The organism is Pantoea sp. SOD02 (genome assembly GCF_024707505.1).
In the GTDB taxonomy this organism is placed as follows: Bacteria; Pseudomonadota; Gammaproteobacteria; order Enterobacterales; family Enterobacteriaceae; genus Pantoea; species Pantoea symbiotica.
This window is the reverse complement of record NZ_CP102604.1, coordinates 1,474,828-1,493,414: the sequence shown is the minus strand read 5'-3', so window position 1 is coordinate 1,493,414 and position 18,587 is coordinate 1,474,828. Positions and strand designations below refer to the sequence as shown.

General features: G+C 51.0%; 11 protein-coding genes and 2 pseudogenes. 4 read left to right on the top strand and 9 right to left on the bottom strand.

What is annotated here, in order from left to right; all coding sequences use genetic code 11:
• Nucleotides 1-102: 102 nt before the first annotated feature.
• Entirely contained in the window at nucleotides 103-1,389 is a 1,287-nt protein-coding gene (gene aroA, locus NR302_RS06890; protein ID WP_258144860.1) for a 3-phosphoshikimate 1-carboxyvinyltransferase, read from the bottom strand.
• 81 nt (nucleotides 1,390-1,470) lie between these two features.
• Nucleotides 1,471-2,556 carry a 3-phosphoserine/phosphohydroxythreonine transaminase gene (serC, locus tag NR302_RS06885; protein WP_061717145.1) on the bottom strand — a complete coding sequence of 362 codons (1,086 nt, stop codon included), beginning with the start codon at nucleotides 2,554-2,556 and terminating at the stop codon, nucleotides 1,471-1,473.
• Nucleotides 2,557-2,866: 310 nt separating this feature from the next.
• On the opposite strand from serC, the gene ycaO reads away from it, so the two are divergent.
• The 4 genes from ycaO (at nucleotide 2,867) to pflA (ending at nucleotide 9,105) form a co-directional block, all read left to right on the top strand.
• Nucleotides 2,867-4,630, top strand: a complete 1,764-nt coding sequence (ycaO, locus tag NR302_RS06880; protein ID WP_258144859.1) for a 30S ribosomal protein S12 methylthiotransferase accessory factor YcaO — start codon at nucleotides 2,867-2,869, stop codon at nucleotides 4,628-4,630.
• A gap of 357 nt (nucleotides 4,631-4,987) precedes the next feature.
• Nucleotides 4,988-5,848, top strand: a complete 861-nt coding sequence (gene focA / locus NR302_RS06875) for a formate transporter FocA (protein ID WP_008102405.1) — start codon at nucleotides 4,988-4,990, stop codon at nucleotides 5,846-5,848.
• Between the two features lie 69 nt (nucleotides 5,849-5,917).
• Complete coding sequence (gene pflB / locus NR302_RS06870; RefSeq protein WP_258144858.1) at nucleotides 5,918-8,200, top strand: formate C-acetyltransferase; 2,283 nt, start codon at nucleotides 5,918-5,920, stop codon at nucleotides 8,198-8,200.
• Nucleotides 8,201-8,364: 164 nt separating this feature from the next.
• Nucleotides 8,365-9,105: a pyruvate formate lyase 1-activating protein gene (pflA, locus tag NR302_RS06865; RefSeq protein ID WP_154153048.1), complete on the top strand. Its 741-nt coding sequence runs from the start codon at nucleotides 8,365-8,367 to the stop codon at nucleotides 9,103-9,105.
• 55 nt (nucleotides 9,106-9,160) lie between these two features.
• Here the strand turns inward: pflA and NR302_RS06860 are convergent, their stop codons facing one another.
• The 7 genes and pseudogenes from NR302_RS06860 to lrp all read right to left on the bottom strand — a co-directional run bounded on the left by NR302_RS06860 (nucleotide 9,161) and on the right by lrp (nucleotide 18,159).
• Complete coding sequence (locus tag NR302_RS06860) at nucleotides 9,161-10,312, bottom strand: MFS transporter (RefSeq protein WP_258144857.1); 1,152 nt, start codon at nucleotides 10,310-10,312, stop codon at nucleotides 9,161-9,163.
• 313 nt (nucleotides 10,313-10,625) lie between these two features.
• Nucleotides 10,626-11,918, bottom strand: coding sequence for a serine--tRNA ligase (gene serS / locus NR302_RS06855; protein WP_008102413.1), 1,293 nt, complete (start codon nucleotides 11,916-11,918; stop codon nucleotides 10,626-10,628).
• A gap of 99 nt (nucleotides 11,919-12,017) precedes the next feature.
• On the bottom strand, nucleotides 12,018-13,364 hold the full coding sequence (locus NR302_RS06850) for a replication-associated recombination protein A (RefSeq protein ID WP_258144856.1): 1,347 nt from the start codon (nucleotides 13,362-13,364) through the stop codon (nucleotides 12,018-12,020).
• A 7-nt stretch (nucleotides 13,365-13,371) separates the two neighbouring features.
• Nucleotides 13,372-13,983 carry an outer membrane lipoprotein chaperone LolA gene (gene lolA, locus NR302_RS06845; protein WP_008102417.1) on the bottom strand — a complete coding sequence of 204 codons (612 nt, stop codon included), beginning with the start codon at nucleotides 13,981-13,983 and terminating at the stop codon, nucleotides 13,372-13,374.
• A gap of 175 nt (nucleotides 13,984-14,158) precedes the next feature.
• Nucleotides 14,159-16,330, bottom strand: a pseudogene (locus NR302_RS23730) (DNA translocase FtsK); the annotation flags it as partial.
• Nucleotides 16,331-17,032: 702 nt separating this feature from the next.
• Nucleotides 17,033-17,434 (bottom strand): annotated as a pseudogene (locus NR302_RS23725) (DNA translocase FtsK 4TM domain-containing protein); the annotation flags it as partial.
• Nucleotides 17,435-17,664: 230 nt separating this feature from the next.
• On the bottom strand, nucleotides 17,665-18,159 hold the full coding sequence (lrp, locus tag NR302_RS06835; RefSeq protein WP_006118610.1) for a leucine-responsive transcriptional regulator Lrp: 495 nt from the start codon (nucleotides 18,157-18,159) through the stop codon (nucleotides 17,665-17,667).
• Nucleotides 18,160-18,587: the final 428 nt, after the last annotated feature.

Sequence of the window (18,587 nt, the reverse complement as noted above, 5' to 3'; positions counted from 1 at the left end):
AGCGTAGACATCGCTAGAAATATAGACAGATTCAGAACAATTTCCGCCTGATAAGGCCAAAGGAGAGCAAAGAAACCCGGCGTAGTGCGCCGGGTTAGACGATCAGGAAGTATGACTGATTTTCGCCAACTGCTGGAAATAGCTTGGGAAGGTTTTCGCGGTACAGCCTGGATCAAGGATGGTTACCGGCGTATCAGACAGAGCCACCAGCGCGAAGCACATCGCCATGCGGTGATCGTTATAGGTACCGATATCCGCATGTTGCAACTGAGCCGGCGGTGTCACACGAATAAAGTCGTGTCCTTCTTCCACTTCAGCACCGACTTTACGCAACTCAGTCGCCATCGCAGCCAAACGATCGGTCTCTTTTACACGCCAGTTATAGATGTTGCGCATCAGCGTGGTGCCTTGTGCGAACAGTGCTGTGGTTGCAATGGTCATTGCCGCATCGGGAATATGGTTCATATCCATATCGATTGCCGTCAACGATCCACGCGTACAGGAGATGTAATCATCGCCCCACTCAATCACTGCGCCCATCTTTTCTAGCACATCAGCAAAACGAATATCGCCCTGCACGCTGTTACGGCCGATACCGGTTACACGCACGGTACCACCTTTAATGGCAGCCGCAGCGAGGAAATAAGAAGCAGAAGACGCATCACCTTCCACCAGGTAATCGCCCGGAGACTGATACTGTTGCTGCCCTTTGACCACAAAACGCTGATAGTTCTGGTTATCAACGTCCACACCAAAGCAGCGCATCAGGTGCAAGGTAATGTCAATATAAGGCTTAGAAACCAGATCGCCTTTAATGGTGATGATGGTGTCTTGCTGCGCCAGCGGCGCGGTCATCAACAACGCCGTCAGGAACTGGCTGGAAACGCTGCCATCAACGCTGACTTCGCCTCCAACAAAACCGCCATTGAGGCGTACTGGTGGGTAATCGGTCTGCTCAAGATAGTCGATCTTTGCTCCGCCCTGACGCAGTGCATCAACCAGGTGACCAATCGGACGCTCTTTCATGCGTGGCTCGCCAGTCAGGACAATTGACTGCTGGCCCAAACACAGCGCAGCGGCCAATGGACGCATCGCAGTGCCTGCGTTACCCAGAAACAGCTCAAGTGACTTTTCAGCGCGCAAAGGTCCCGCGTTACCTACTACTTCGCATACGGTGCGATCGTCAGAGAGCGTGTAGCTGACACCCAGCGCTTTCAGGGCGTTCAGCATGTGCTTAACGTCATCGCTATCGAGCAAATTAGTCAGGCGAGTGGTGCCTTTTGCCAGCGCGGCCAGCAAGAGAGCGCGGTTCGAGACGCTTTTTGAACCCGGTAAATTTACCGTGCCGTCAACGCGAGCAATCGGTTGTAGAGTCAGGGAGTCCTGCATGTGAAACCAAATCTCCAGAAAATACGAGACCCCATCATGTGACGGGGTCTGATACCAGACAAGCTGGCATGAAAAAAGCAATTAACCGTGGCGACGTTCGAAGTCAACCATGAACTCAGTCAGTGTTTTAACGCCTTCCAGCGGCATCGCATTGTAGATCGATGCACGCATACCGCCAACCACGCGATGGCCTTTCAACGCATGCAGACCAGCCTTGAGAGACTCTTCCAGGAACACTTTGTCCAAAGATGAATCGGCTAACTGGAATGGAACGTTCATACGTGAACGGTTTTCGCTCGCGACATCGTTGCGATAAAACGCGCTGTTATCAATCACGCCATACAGTAAGTCGGCTTTTGCCTGATTCAGCTTGTCCATCTCGGCCACGCCGCCCTTCTCTTTCAGCCATTTGAATACAAGGCCAGAGAGATACCATGCGAAAGTTGGCGGGGTGTTGAACATCGATTCGTTTTCGGCCAGCACCTTGTAATCAAGGATAGAAGGCACATAACGCTGTGCTTTACCCAGCAGGTCTTCGCGCACAACCACTAAGGTTAAGCCCGCCGGGCCAATATTTTTTTGCGCGCCAGCGTAGATTACGCCATAACGACTCACATCGATTGGACGAGACAAAATAGTAGAAGAGAGATCGGCAACGACGATCTTATCGCCAAAATCTGGCTCTTCATCGATAGCAATGCCATCAATCGTTTCGTTCGGGCAGAAATGGACGTAAGCCGCATCATCATTCAGCTGCCATTCACGCATTGGTAATAAAGCACGTTTACCATCACGAGTGGTTTTTATATCAATGGTATTTGGCGAGCAGAATTTTTCGGCTTCTTTAATTGCGCTGTGAGCCCAGTAACCGCCGTCAATATAATCTGCGGTTTTTGCGTCACCCAATAGGTTGCCGGGGATGGCCGCGAATTGTGCACGCGCACCGCCGTGGCAGAATAAAACTTTGTAGTTGGATGGGATCTTTAGTAGATCGCGAAAATCTTGTTCTGCCGCTTCTGCAACAGCAATAAACTCTTTACTGCGGTGACTGATCTCCATCACCGAGGTGCCTAATCCGTGCCAGTTTGTCAGTTCTTGTTCTGCGCGACGGAGCACTTCTACCGGCAGCATAGCCGGGCCAGAGCTAAAATTATAAACCTGAGTCATTTCCCCTCACCACTGTCATATCGAACGGTTATGAATACCCCACCGGTTTTATCATTGCCTCCAGATGGCTGCAATCATTAATCCGGCAGCGATCACATTTCCAGAGCCAGCTCCACCGCAGCTTATGTCATAAATGCATTAAGCTGTGGAATTTTGTGAGGTAGTTCCAGAAAGAAAAAGCGGGGAGCGGAATAGCGTAAAAACCTTAACCAGACTGAGATAAATTTGGCTGACTGAATAGCGAAGCACGCATAAAACCCGTATTATTGCGCGCTTTACGCCCACCCCTTTGACTTAAGAGAGCGCCACCATGACGCAAACGTTTATCCCCGGAAAAGACGCCGCACTGGAAGATTCCATTGCTCGCTTTCAGCAGAAACTGCAAGACCTTGGTTTCAATATTGAAGAAGCTTCCTGGCTGAATCCGGTGCCACACGTCTGGTCAGTACACATTCGCGATCGCGACTGCCCGTTGTGCTTTACAAATGGCAAAGGTGCTAGCAAAAAAGCCGCTCTGGCTTCAGCACTGGGCGAATATTTTGAGCGCCTCTCTACTAACTATTTCTTCGCCGATTTCTGGTTAGGTAAATCCATCGCTAATGGCGATTTTGTTCACTATCCGAATGAAAAGTGGTTCCCGCTCACTGAAGACGACAGCCTGCCAGAAGGCATTCTGGATGCGCGCCTGCGCAAGTTCTATGATCCTGATGAGAGCCTGGGTGCTTCTGAGCTGATTGATCTGCAATCCGGCAATGACGAGCGTGGGATTTGTGGCCTGCCATTTACCCGTCAATCTGACCAGCAAACGGTTTATATCCCGATGAACATCATCGGTAATCTGTACGTTTCGAATGGTATGTCAGCCGGTAACACCGCGAACGAAGCGCGCGTACAGGGCCTGTCTGAGGTTTTTGAGCGCCATATCAAGAATCGCATCATCGCCGAATCCATCAGCCTGCCAGAAATTCCAGCAGAGGTGATGCAACGTTATCCTGGCGTAATTGAAGCGATTGATCGTCTGGAAGCAGAAGGTTTCCCAATCTTCTCTTACGATGCTTCACTGGGCGGTAAATATCCGGTTATCTGCGTAGTGCTGTTCAATCCAGCAAATGGTACCTGTTTCGCTTCATTTGGTGCACATCCGGACTTTGGCGTCGCACTGGAGCGTACAGTTACTGAACTGCTGCAGGGCCGTGGTCTGAAAGATCTCGACGTGTTTACTCCGCCGACGTTTGATGATGAAGAAGTGGCGGAACACGCTAACCTGGAAACGCATTTCATCGATTCAAGCGGTCTGATTTCATGGGATATGTTCAAAGACGATGCTGACTATCCTTTCGTCGACTGGAGCTTTGCGGGTACCACGCACGAAGAGTTTGATACGCTGATGGCGATCTTCCGTGCGGAAGATAAAGAAGTCTATATCGCTGACTATGAACATCTGAGCGTTTACGCTTGCCGCATTATCGTTCCTGGTATGTCTGATATTTATCCAGCGGAAGATCTGCTGCTGGCGAATAACAGCATGGGTGCACCACTGCGCGAAACGCTGCTGGCGCTGCCGGAAAGCCAATGGGAACCTGAGGCCTATCTCGAGCTGATCGTGCAACTGGATGAGGAAGGTCATGATGACTTTACTCGCGTGCGCGAACTGCTGGGTCTGGCATCAGGCAAAGATAATGGTTGGTACACGCTGCGTATCGGCGAGCTGAAAGCGATGCTAGCGCTGGCAGGTGGCGACCTGGATCAGGCTCTGATCTGGACTGAATGGACGATGGAATTTAACCAGTCCATCTTCAGCGAAGAGCGCGCTAACTACTATCGCTGCCTGCAAACCTTGCTGCTGCTGGCAATGGAAGAGGAACGCGATCCGCTTCAATATCATCGTGCCTTTATCCGTATGTATGGCCAGGCGGCAGTTGAGGCCGCTTCAGCGGCTATCAGTGGTGAAGCGCCTTTCTATGGATTGCAAGCGGTCGATTTGGACCTCAAAGCATTCCCTGCGCATCAATCATTACTCGCTGCCTATGAAAAACTGCAGACAGCTAAGCGTCGTTATTGGTCACAAAAATAGCCTTAACGCTTTAAGTCTTATCCATAGAAATTAGCGTATTGGTAAATGGCACTGAAAAAAATCAGTGCCATTTTTTTATTTTGACCATGCAAAGATATTAAAGCGTATTATTGAATAACAATTAAGCTTCATTCGTTAATGATATTTAACAAAACCCAGCCTTGACTGCATCCGACTTCAACTTATTTTGTATAAATTAAAAATTATTTATTTTAAATAATTCAATTATTTAATCACAAAATGCATGCTTTATCGCTTCGCTTATCAGTAACCTTCCGGTCAAATATGATCCACATCAATTTCTGACCTATACTCCTTTGTTAGTATCTTTACAGGCAATTTTTGGAGAGCGTTAGTGTGAAAGCTGACAACCCTTTTAATTCATTATTACCGGCGGCAATGGCGAAAGTTGCAGAAGAAGCCGGCATATATAAAGCTACTAAACGTCCTTTAACCACATTCTTCCTTGCCATTACTGCTGGCGTATTTATCTCAATTGCATTTGTCTTCTATATCACTGCAACTACCGGAAGTGGAGCCATGCCCTACGGCATAGCAAAACTGATCGGCGGTATCTGTTTCTCACTCGGTTTAATGTTAGTGGTCGTGTGTGGCGCTGACCTGTTCACCTCAACTGTTCTGATCGTGGTGGCAAAAGCCAGCGGCCGAATCACCTGGCTGCAACTTGGTCGACATTGGTTGACCGTCTATATAGGTAACCTGTTTGGCGCGCTGTTCTTTGTAGCGCTGATCTGGCTGGCCGGTGAACACATGGTGGCGAATGGTGCCTGGGGCTTAAACCTTCTGCAAACCGCTGACCACAAGATGCATCACACCTTTATTGAAGCAGTCAGTCTCGGCACGCTCGCCAATTTGATGGTTTGCCTGGCGGTATGGATGAGTTACTCCGGCCGAAGCCTGATGGATAAAATGTTTGCGATGATCTTACCGGTAGCGATGTTTGTTGCCTGCGGCTTCGAACACAGCATAGCCAACATGTTCCTTATTCCGATGGCCATTGTTATCCGTGATTTTGCCAGCCCGGAATTCTGGCAAATGGCTGGTGCAAGCGCAGCACAGTTTCCCTCACTCAGCGTTAGCGATTTTATTCTTAATAACCTTATTCCCGTAACCATCGGCAACATTATTGGCGGCGGATTATTAGTCGGTTTGACCTACTGGGTAATCTATCTGCGTGGCGATGAGCCGGTGCATTAATGAATTGGTACTGGCGTGCTGAAGCAGCGCGCCATACGTCAAAGTCTCCCTAAATAAGGCAGGTATATCATGTCCGAACTGAATGAAAAAATGGCGTCAGCCTGGGAAGGATTTAGCGCCGGCGAATGGCAGAACAGCGTCAACGTCCGTGACTTTATCCAGAAAAACTATACACCGTATGAAGGCGACGAGTCCTTCCTCGCGGGCGCGACTCCAGCCACAACTAAGTTGTGGGACAGCGTGCTTGAAGGCATCAAAATTGAGAACCGCACTCACGCGCCGGTGGATTTTGACACCGATTTGGCTTCAACCATCACCTCTCACGACGCCGGCTACATCAGCAAATCGCTGGAAAAAATTGTTGGTCTGCAAACTGAAGCGCCTCTGAAACGTGCCATCATCCCGTTCGGCGGCATCAAAATGGTTGAGGGCTCTTGCAAGGTTTATGGCCGCGAACTCGATCCCGCGTTGAAAAAAGTCTTCACTGATTACCGCAAAACCCATAACCAAGGCGTATTCGATGTTTATACCCCAGACATCATGCGCTGCCGTAAATCAGGCGTACTGACGGGTCTGCCTGATGCCTATGGTCGCGGTCGTATCATCGGTGACTATCGCCGCGTCGCGCTGTACGGCATCGATTACCTGATGAAAGACAAAGTTGCTCAGTTCAATTCTCTGCAAAGCGATATGGAGAATGGCGTTGACCTCGAAGCCACTATTCGCCTGCGTGAAGAGATTTCTGAACAGCATCGTGCGCTGGGTCAAATCAAAGAGATGGCTGCGAAGTATGGTTCAGATATCTCGTTGCCCGCTACCAATGCACAAGAAGCCGTTCAGTGGACTTACTACGGCTACCTCGCGGCGGTGAAATCTCAGAATGGTGCGGCGATGTCCTTTGGTCGCGTATCCACCTTCCTTGATGTGTACATTGATCGCGATATTCAGGCCGGGAAACTGACTGAAGAAGACGCACAGGAACTGATTGACCATCTGGTGATGAAACTGCGTATGGTTCGCTTCCTGCGTACGCCTGAATACGATGAGCTGTTCTCCGGTGACCCAATCTGGGCAACAGAATCATTAGCGGGTATGGGCGTAGATGGCCGTACTCTGGTGACCAAAAGTACCTTCCGTTTCCTGAATACGCTTTACACCATGGGTCCATCTCCGGAACCAAACATGACCATTCTGTGGTCTGAAAAACTGCCGGTTAACTTCAAGAAATACGCCGCAAAAGTTTCTATCGATACATCCTCATTGCAGTATGAGAATGACGACCTGATGCGTCCTGACTTTGACAACGATGACTATGCTATCGCCTGCTGCGTTAGCCCAATGATTGTCGGTAAGCAGATGCAGTTCTTCGGTGCGCGTGCCAACCTGGCAAAAACCCTGCTGTATGCAATCAACGGCGGCGTTGATGAAAAACTGAAAATGCAGGTTGGTCCGAAAGAAGCGCCAATCACTGACGAGATTCTTGATTTCGACATCGTGATGGAGCGTCTGGATCACTTCATGGATTGGCTAGCGAAGCAGTACGTCACCTCCCTGAATATCATTCACTACATGCACGATAAGTACAGCTATGAAGCTTCACTGATGGCACTGCACGACCGTGACGTTTATCGCACCATGGCATGTGGTATCGCGGGTCTGTCTGTTGCCGCTGACTCACTTTCTGCTATCAAATACGCCAAAGTGAAAACCATCCGTGATGAAGATGGTTTAGCGGTAGACTTTGAAATTGAAGGTGAATATCCGCAGTTTGGTAACAATGACTCGCGCGTTGATGACATGGCGTGCGATCTGGTTGAACGTTTCATGAAAAAAATTCAGAAACTGCAAACCTACCGCAATGCGGTGCCAACTCAGTCAGTACTGACCATCACTTCTAACGTGGTTTATGGTAAGAAAACCGGTAACACGCCAGATGGACGTCGTGCGGGTGCACCGTTCGGACCGGGTGCTAACCCAATGCACGGCCGTGATCAGAAAGGTGCAGTAGCTTCATTGACCTCGGTCGCGAAACTGCCCTTCGCTTATGCTAAAGACGGCATCTCTTATACCTTCTCCATCGTGCCGAATGCACTGGGTAAAGATGATAACGTGCGTAAAACTAACCTTGCTGGCTTGATGGATGGATATTTCCACCATGAAGCTAACATTGAGGGCGGTCAGCATCTAAACGTTAACGTGATGAATCGTGAGATGCTGCTGGATGCGATGGAACATCCTGAGAAGTATCCTCAATTGACCATTCGCGTATCCGGTTATGCTGTTCGCTTTAACTCGCTCACCAAAGAGCAGCAGAAAGATGTAATTACCCGTACGTTCACTCAGTCGTTGTAATAGCACTTTACTGAGATTAAAAGGCTCCTGCGGGAGCCTTTTCTCCACAAGTCCGTTTTGCCAGCTTGCTGGTGCTGGCGACCTGGCAAAATCGACTTTCACTTTTAGAGCACGACATAGATTGTGCTGCCTGAGGTTCAGGCTCACCTGGAGAACCCATCGCAATGTCAACCATCGGTCGTATCCACTCCTTTGAATCCTGCGGCACCGTTGACGGCCCAGGCATCCGTTTCATCACCTTTTTTCAGGGCTGCCTTATGCGCTGCCTGTATTGCCATAACCGCGATACATGGGACACGCATGGCGGTAAAGAAGTTACCGTTGAAGAGTTGATGAAGGATGCGCTCTCATATCGTCACTTTATGAATGCATCTGGCGGCGGCGTGACGGCGTCGGGTGGCGAAGCGATCTTACAAGCCGAGTTTGTGCGTGACTGGTTCCGCGCCTGCCAGGCTGAAGGTATTCACACCTGTCTCGACACCAACGGTTTTGTTCGTCGCTACGACCCAGTGATCGATGAATTACTGGATGCCACAGATTTGGTCATGCTCGACTTAAAACAGATCAATGATGATGTGCATGAAGTTCTGGTGGGCGTTTCCAATCATCGTACGCTGGACTTCGCGCGCTACCTGCAGAAGAGAGGCAAACGCACCTGGATTCGTTACGTTGTTGTGCCTGGTTACTCTGATGATGATGATTCCGTGCATCGCTTAGGTGAGTTCACTAAGGATATGGATAACATTGAGAAGATTGAACTGTTGCCTTATCACGAGTTAGGCAAACACAAATGGATTGCCATGGGTGAAGAGTACAAGCTGGATGGTGTTAAGCCGCCGAGTAAAGAAACCATGGAGCGAGTGAAAAATATCCTCGCCAGCTACGGTCATGAAGTGATGTATTAACCGCAAACAAAAGGGGAGCCGCTGGCTCCCCTTTTTACTATTTCATATTAATGCGTTAAGCATGTGCAACCGGCGTTGCCTGATGATCGGCTTTACGCAGCAGCATCACCAGATATACCAGTGCAACTGCAGCTATCATCACAAACAGCAAGCGATCAGAGTAGTTTTGCATCAGCATTGACGTCATTCCCGGCCCCACCAAACTGCCCACGGTATAACTGAACAGTAATGCCTGATTCATCGCCACTAACTCATGATGCGCCACGGTTTCGCACGCCCATGACATTGCCACCGGATAGAGAGTGAAACCTGCCAGACCCAGTACAAAAAGTGCTGGCGCCATCGCAGCATCACCCAACATGGCAATCGCACCCAGAATAACCACAAACACTTGTACACGTAGTACCATCAGGCGACCAAAGCGATCGGCTAAACGTCCTACTGGCCACTGGCCGACAATACCCGAGCTGACCAGTAACGCCATCCAGTAACCGACGGTTGCATCACTCATGCCCTGATGCGACAGATACAAAGGCATCAAGCCATAAAGCGAGCCGAGAACGATACCGGAAATGATGCAGCCATTGATGCCGAGACGTGAACTACGACGGCGCAACATCACCCAAAGGTGACCCGTTGAAGCCTCTTCCGTCGCAGCGCTGGCATTAACATGCACAAATACGACCGGCAACACCGCACAGATAATCAGCGCAGTAACCCACGGAATCACGTGGAGCAGCTCTGTCGACACACGACTCACCAACAACTGGCCGGCAACCGTGCCGAGGTAGTAGATGATCATATATGACGCGAGCAGCTGACCACGATTACGTACGGTACCGCTGCATAATAAGGCGCTCTCAACCACCACCCAAATCAGTGCACAACCCACACCTGCGGTGAAGCGCAGCATGGTCCAACTATAGAAACCATCCAGCATCACCATGCCCATGGTCGCCACGGCGAAAAGCACACTGGCGAGGTAGAAACAGCGATTAAAACCGTAACGCGTGATCAACCAGCCCGCGAGCAAAGTGCCCAGCAAATTACCGGTGTAATACGATGAGCTAGCCATACCCACTTGCCAGGTTGGCAATTGATCATGGGTAAGCCATAGCGGTACCAGCGTATTAAGCACAGCAATAGACACCGTCATGAGCATTAAGCCGCAAAGCAGCAAAACGACGGGGCGCGACCAGGTTGACATAGGGAATAAAACCAAAAGAGATGACGATAATTGCGCGCAGTTTGCCATTTGCTAATTTAAAGTCAATGTGCAAAAAATCGTCGCCGCACGATTTGCTGCAGCACAATTTATTTTATTTATCTTCAGCGGGTTAGAGGCAGGATGAAAGATAACAGGCAGGCATCTATCTAATTGAATTTATGATTTTTAATGGTTAACAGCCATTTATTGTCGATGACGTTTATTTCTGATTAATTCCGACTAAAAAATAATTCTTTTTCAGCTTAAGAAACAAAAAACCCGGCATTGCCGGGCTTATATAATTGCGCGTTGATTAGCCAACGAATTCCAGTCCGCCCATGTAAGGACGCAACACTTCAGGCACCTCAATGCGGCCATCTGCTTGCTGGTAGTTTTCCAGCACAGCAACCAGAGTACGACCAACCGCCAGACCAGAACCGTTCAGCGTGTGCACCAAACGTGGTTTCTTGTCGGTTTTGCTGCGGCAGCGCGCCTGCATACGACGAGCCTGGAAATCACCCATGTTGGAGCAAGAGGAGATCTCACGATAGGTGTCCTGTGCTGGCAGCCAAACTTCCAGATCGTAAGTTTTGGCAGAACCGAAGCCCATATCGCCGGTGCAAAGCAGCACTTTACGGTATGGCAGATTGAGCAGCTGCAGCACTTTCTCTGCATGGCCGACCAACTCTTCCAGTGCGTCCATAGAAGTTTCAGGCGCCACAATCTGCACCATTTCCACTTTGTCGAACTGGTGCATACGGATTAAACCGCGCGTATCACGTCCGTACGAACCGGCTTCAGAACGGAAGCATGGCGTGTGTGCGGTGAGTTTGAGCGGCAAAGATTCTTCTTCAACGATTTCATCGCGCACCAGATTGGTCAGCGGCACTTCAGCGGTTGGGATCAACGCATAGTTGCTGCTACCTGCTTCTTCGCCCAGCGGCTTGGTATGGAACAGATCTTCACCAAATTTCGGCAGTTGTCCGGTTCCATACAGTGTTTCCTGATTAACCAGATACGGAACATAGGTTTCAAGATAACCGTGCTGCTGCGTGTGCAGGTCAAGCATAAACTGGCTAAGCGCACGGTGCAGACGCGCAATCTGGCCCTGCATCACAATGAAACGTGAGCCCGTCAGTTTAACCGCTGCGGCAAAATCCAGACCTTTGGCGGCTTCACCCAGCTCAACATGGTCTTTTACCGGGAAATCGAACTGGCGCGGCTGGCCCCAGCGGCTGACTTCCTGGTTCTCACTGTCATCTTTACCCAACGGGACTTCGTCAACCGGGAGATTTGGCAATGCGAGGGCAAAGTCACGAATTTCGTTCTGCAGGGCATCCAGTTCTGCTTTAGCCGCATCCAGGCGTTCGCCCAGTGCGTTCACTTCCTGACGCAGCGGCTCGATGTCTTCCCCACGTGCTTTGGCCTGACCGATGGATTTGGATCGGGAATTACGCTCAGCTTGCAGATTCTCAGTTTCTACCTGCAAGACTTTACGACGCTCTTCAAGCGAACGTAAGGTTTCCACATCCAGTTTAAATCCTCGGCGTGCCAGTTTTTCTGCGACTGCGTCTGGCTCGTTACGCAGCAGGTTGGGATCGAGCATGCTAATCCTGTGTAATAAAAGGTTGATTGAACGAATGGCGGGACTTGCATCCCTATGGAATGCAATGAAATCCTTGCTCACCTTACCGTAAGGTGTTTATCAGCGGTAGCGTTTTATCGGGCTATTTTGATCCTGCTCAGCCAGCCAGGCGAGTTTTTCGCCAATTTTCCCTTCAAGCCCGCGATTAGTCGGTTGATAGTAGCGTGTCTGCGCCATTTCTGGCGGGAAATAGACTTCGCCAGCGGCATAGGCGTTAGTCTCGTCGTGCGCATAGCGATACTCTTTACCCAGCCCCATCTCCTTCATCAATTTGGTCGGAGCATTGCGTAAATGTTCCGGCACATCGTAGTCAGGAAATTCGCGGGCATCGCGCATCGCGGCTTTGAAAGCGGTGTAAACGGCATTACTTTTGGGTGCGCTGGCAAGGTAGACAATCGCCTGCGCAATCGCCCTTTCGCCTTCAGCTGGACCGACGCGGGTGAAGCAATCCCAGGCCGCTAACGCAACCTGCATGCCGCGCGGATCGGCGTTACCCACATCTTCCGAAGCGATAGCCAGCAAACGGCGTGCGACATACAGCGGATCGCCACCGGCGGTGATGATTCTTGCATACCAGTAAAGTGCCGCATCAGGTGCTGAACCGCGTACCGATTTATGCAGAGCGGAGATCAAATCGTAGAAACGATCGCCTTTGTTATCAAAACGCGCCGCTCTTTCACCGGAAACTTCGTTAAGCAATTGTGGCGTTAATTCACGCTGTCCTTCGGCGTTACTTTCGGCCATATCCGCCATCATTTCCAGCGTATTCAGTGCCCGACGCGCATCCCCGTTCACCAACTCTGCAATCATGCGGCGCGTATTATCCGGCAGCACAATATCGCTTTTGCCATAACCGCGATCGTCATCATGCATCGCCTGCAGCAAAACCTGTTCGATATCAGCAGTGGTGAGAGATTTGAGTAGGTAGACACGAGCACGCGATAGCAGCGCCGAGTTGAGCTCAAACGAGGGATTTTCGGTGGTGGCACCGATAAACGTGATGGTGCCATCTTCAATATGTGGCAGGAATGCATCCTGCTGACTTTTGTTAAAGCGATGAACTTCGTCGACAAACAGAATGGTGCGTCGGCCCACCTGACGATTTTGCCGGGCGCGCTCTATCGCTTCACGAATCTCTTTGACGCCAGAAGTCACCGCAGAAATCCGCTCAACATCAGCTTTACCGTAATGGGCGATGATTTCGGCTAATGTTGTTTTCCCTGTCCCCGGCGGTCCCCACAAAATCATCGAATGCAGATGCCCGGCCTCAATAGCGCGCGGCAGCGGTTTACCGGGCGCCAGCAAATGCTGCTGCCCAATGTAATGTTGCAGCGTAGCTGGCCGCATACGTGCGGCCAGCGGCTGAAACTCATTCAAAGGTGCGAAATCCAGAGACAGGTTACTCACCGTGACCTCACTGACGTTGATCGTCCACCGTTACCCCTTTTGGCGGCGTAAAGGTGAATTTGTCTGGGCTAATGGCGCCGTTGTTTTGGCTCTTCAGCTGATAATCGCTGTGCTGACCATCTTGCTCAATCGCGCTGAACTTATTGATGGTGCCAGACGATGTCACATTGATGGTGAACTGCTTGAGGTTGCCATCACTGCTCTTCGGCGTTAGCTCGAAGTTATCACCCTGCTGCTTGATGTTGTACTGTTTCCAGTCGCTTGGTTGGTTACGCGCAATCAGCATAAATGGCGTATTGCTGGCCGCATTTTGCAGCAGGCTAACGCTGGCTTGTTCAACGAAGGGATTGTAGAACCACAGGTTTTTGCCATCAGAAATAATTACGCTTTCGTCCGGCGCGGTCATGTGCCAGTTAAACAAACTTGGGCGCTTAACCCACAGCTCACCTTCACCATCCTGCACGTTAGCGCCGCTGCCATCGGTCACTTTCTGACTGAAGCTGGCATGGAAGCTGTTCACTTTATTGAGACGCTGTTGCAGATCGCTGGACGCATCCGCCAATACTGATGCGGAAACAAAACTGGCCAACAGGCCACAGGCAATAACGCGTAATTTCATCTGATTCGATTCCTTATTCATTGTTTCCCGACACTTACTGCATTAAATGCAGTTGCCGTCCTGTCTCTTCGACAGGAGAAAAAGCCGAAAGCTCCCGAAGATATGGGGATCGACCAACAGATAAACAATGGGCCAGTGTTAACTGGCCCATAAGCAGACAATCGCACGCGATAATTTACATTTCGTGTGGCGGCGGTGAAAGCACTTCACGGTTGCCATTGTGTCCCGGTTCAGAAACGATGCCCTGCGCTTCCATCTGCTCGATGATGCGTGCAGCACGGTTATAACCAATACGGAACTGGCGCTGAACCCCAGAAATGGACGCCCGGCGTTTTTCCACCACGAAAGAGACAGCCTGATCGAACAGCGGATCCAGCTCTTCATCACCCATCATACCGCCAGCCGCGCTATCGCTCTCTTCACCAGCGGTGATGCTTTCGATGTATTGCGGGCGACCACGTGCTTTCCAGTCCTGAACGACAGCATGGACTTCCTGATCGCGCACGAATGCACCGTGCACACGCACTGGCATTGAGGAGTTTGGCGGCATGTACAGCATGTCACCCATGCCCAGCAGCGATTCCGCACCGCCCTGATCGAGGATGGTGCGTGAGTCGATCTTACTGGAAACGGTAAAGGCGATACGTGTCGGGATGTTGGCTTTGATCAGACCGGTAATCACATCGACCGACGGACGCTGTGTCGCCAGCACCAGGTGAATACCCGCCGCACGTGCTTTCTGTGCCAGACGAGCAATCAACTCTTCAACTTTCTTACCGACCGCCATCATCAGATCGGCAAATTCGTCGACCAGTACCACGATATAAGGCAGTTTTTCCAGCACCGGCGGCGTGGTGTCCATGCTATCGCCCGGCTTCCAGAACGGATCGGGAATCGGTCGGCCCATCGCCGCAGCCTGCTCAATCTTCTCGTTATATCCGGCAAGATTACGCACGCCCAATGCAGACATCAGCTTATAGCGACGCTCCATTTCACCAACACTCCAGCGCAGCGCATTAGCCGCATCTTTCATATCGGTAACCACTTCCGTCAGCAAGTGCGGAATGCCTTCGTAGACTGACAGCTCAAGCATTTTCGGGTCGATCATGATAAAGCGTACTTCTTCCGGCGTGGCTTTATACAGCATGCTGATGATCATGGTGTTAACGCCCACCGATTTACCGGAACCAGTGGTACCGGCAACCAGCAAGTGAGGCATTTTCGCTAAATCAGCCACAACCGGCTGGCCAGCAATGTCCTTGCCCAACACCACTGCAAGCGGTGACGGATTTTCACGGAATTTAGGGCAATCCAGCACTTCGCGCAGATAAACGGTTTGACGATGTTTATTTGGCAGTTCAAGCCCGACATAAGGCTTGCCTGGAATCACCTCCACCACGCGCACGGCAACCGCTGACAGTGAACGCGCCAGGTCACGCGACAAGTTAGAGATACGTGAGGCTTTAACGCCTGGCGCTAAGTCGAGCTCAAAACGGGTGATGACTGGCCCAGGCGAAATACCTACTACTTCCGCCTTCACACGATAATCAGCCAGTCGAGCCTCAACCAGTCGCGCCGTTTGCTCAAGTGCAAACATATCCACCGGCTCTTCTTCTGCCGGTGGTGACGTGAGCAGATCCAGCGTTGGCAGCGGCGTAGAGGGTTTTTCCAGCGGCTGTTCATGGCGAACCAGGAACGGATGGAACAAACTATCCTGCGCTGACGCAGCAGGTTTCACTGGTGCAGGCGGCGCAGAATAGGCTTCCTGTTCCGGTGACGACCACGGGCTAGATTCAGCACTCAACGACGGTAATGACGCTGGCTCCGGCGCAGCGGGTTGCTGCCACTGCGCAGGTTCTTCTGGCTCTGGCGTTGCAGAGATCGTAAACAGCGGCTCGCTTGGGCTGTCGTCGACCAGATCTTTCATTGGCGAAAAATCAAAAGCAGACGATGTGTCCAGATTAAAGACCGGCGCTTCTTTCACTTCAGGTTCGTTATAGCGTTGCTGCTGCTGATCGGCGAACTGACGTGCCAGTTGAGCCTGCTGCAATGCATCTTCATCCTCAGGCTCGGACGCATCCTGCCAGCTTTCGCCATAACGATTCTGCTGCTGTGATGCGAAGGCTTCACGCAACTGCGCCTCTTGCAGCTCACCATCATCTTCCTGTGAAGGAACGCTGTAAGACGCGGTGACTTCCGGCTGTTGCTGCTCAGCATCTTTAGCCTGCTCTTCCGCCATGCGCTGCGAAGGCAACTTAATGCCGTACGACGCTAACTCGCGTCGTGTTGGCAACTTAACCTTATTCGGACGCGGCAATTCTGGACCAATGCCCTGCTTGACCTGCGGGTTGTAATCACGCTCAGGCACGATATCGAAAGCAGGCGAATAAGCAGCTGTTGAAGATGCTGCTTTTACTGCTCCCGCAGCTAATGATGAAGCGGCGACACTATTTAAAGGCGCTGAAGATGGAGCGGCATCCTGCCAGTTGCCCATTCTCGGGCCCTCATCGTCATCAGCCGGCGAAAACGGTGAAGGTGCCGGTTCATTTGGCATCTCGAAACGATAGAGCGGCGTAGAAGGCTGCGCGATCGGTTCAGGCGCCGCAGCGACAGGCTGTGGAACCGAAGTTGGCTGGGCAGCAGATTCAGTAACGCGCGGCATTGCGGCGGGTTCTGCAGACGCACTTGCCGCAGGCTGCGTGGTTGCCGGGGTTTGCTGTGTGGCTTGCGTGGTAACCGCAATCGCAGCGGCAGTTGCCGCACTGGCCTTAGCTAGTAGCGGATCATCGCCCAACTCTGCAACAACGGGTTCGCTAATCTTGCGCGGTTTGGCTAACAAGACATCGTCTTCTTCATTTGCAGGCTGTAAAGCAGGCATAGAAGGCGACACCTCATCAGCCTGCTCTTCGTCGTCGTATTCTTCTTCCTGCCAGGGTTCGTCATGCCGTGAACGGTTGCTGGCAAAGGTCAGAACACCCATTACCACGCCGCCGATCTTCTCGGCAATCGTCAGCCATGACCAACCGGTATAAAGGGTGATCCCGGCAGCCCAGACGCAAAGCAGCGTTAAAGTGCCGCCAGCAGAACTGAACCACGGCGCCATCGCATTACTGACCAGGCTGCCAATGACGCCGCCGGAAGCAAAGTACCAGATATCATCAACGTTGAGCGCCGCAAGACCACAAGTCGTCACCACCAGGGCCAGTACGCCAATCAGACGTAAACCAACGGCAAAGTAGTCGATGTAATCCTGACGATCGCGTTGGCGGAAGGTGATCCAGCACAGACCAATAATGACGGGAGGAATGGCGTAAGCCATCACGCCAAAAATGAACAATAGCGTATCGGCCAGCCATGCGCCGACGCTACCACCCAAATTATGGATAGGTTCGTGCCATGCGGTTTGTGACCAGCTTGGATCTGAAGGGTTAAAACTAACCAGCGACACCATCAAATAGATGGCGAACAAGGCCACAAGAATGAGCAACGCTTCCAGCAGACGACGTCCACTGCTCAGCGGTTGTAACGAAACATCTTTATCTTCTGTATATTCCTGGCTCAAGAGAACTCTCCAGGTGCCTGTAAATTAAGAAGGCAACAACGTCGGGCATGCCCGACGCTGGTCCTGTATGAATTCACAGGAGTGTACCGAAATCCTGCAAGCTTTGCACCTGCCCTGCACTACCGGGTTTTGATCACCAGACGATTGCTCTGTTTGACCTCTTCCATCACCACGTAAGTACGGGTGTCGTTTACGCCCGGCAGACGCAGCAAGGTTTCACCCAGCAGTTTACGATAGGCGGACATATCCGGTACACGAGTTTTCAGCAGGTAGTCAAAGTCACCGGAAACGAGGTGACACTCTTGAGTTTCCTCAAGTTTTTGCACAGCGGCGTTAAATTGTTCAAACACATCTGGCGCACCACGATTCAGAGTAATCTCAACGAAAACCAGCAGTGAAGCATCCAGATAATGGGGATTGAGCTGCGCAGTGTAGCCCAGAATGAAGCCTTGACGTTCGAGGCGGCGTACGCGCTCAAGACAAGGAGTTGGCGATAATCCAACACGTTTGGAAAGCTCGACATTGGAAATTCGACCGTCTTTCTGCAGTTCATTCAGAATATTTCTGTCGATACGATCTAAATCTTTTCCGGGGCGTTTCTTATTGTCTACCATTATTATTGTCTCTCTTAATTCCTTCCCTTTACCTGCCACACCCTGAAAACGCTCATTGTTCAGGGCCTTACTGAAGTGAAGACCATAAGCCTGTGCAGTAACGCGTCCATCCGTATGACGCATGTTGTCTGTCCACATCATGCGTCACTACCAATGTCAGGCTGAGTTTATTCGGCTAAAAAGGCCAAAACAGAAATGAAATTCTGTTTTGAATCGCTAAATATTCTCTGCTTCTCCCAATGTTTTCGCAAAAGCGCAGGCGATTGTCAAAGTAAAACATCCAAATTCAGTACAAGATGCCAGATAGAGTTCTGGGTTGCTGTTTTTAAATGAGAATTTTTATGCTGCTGCACCACTAATTGCCGAGCATTGCCCCCTTTTGGCGCAACGCGCGTGCAAAATTTACACTCATCGTCTACGCCGCTCGC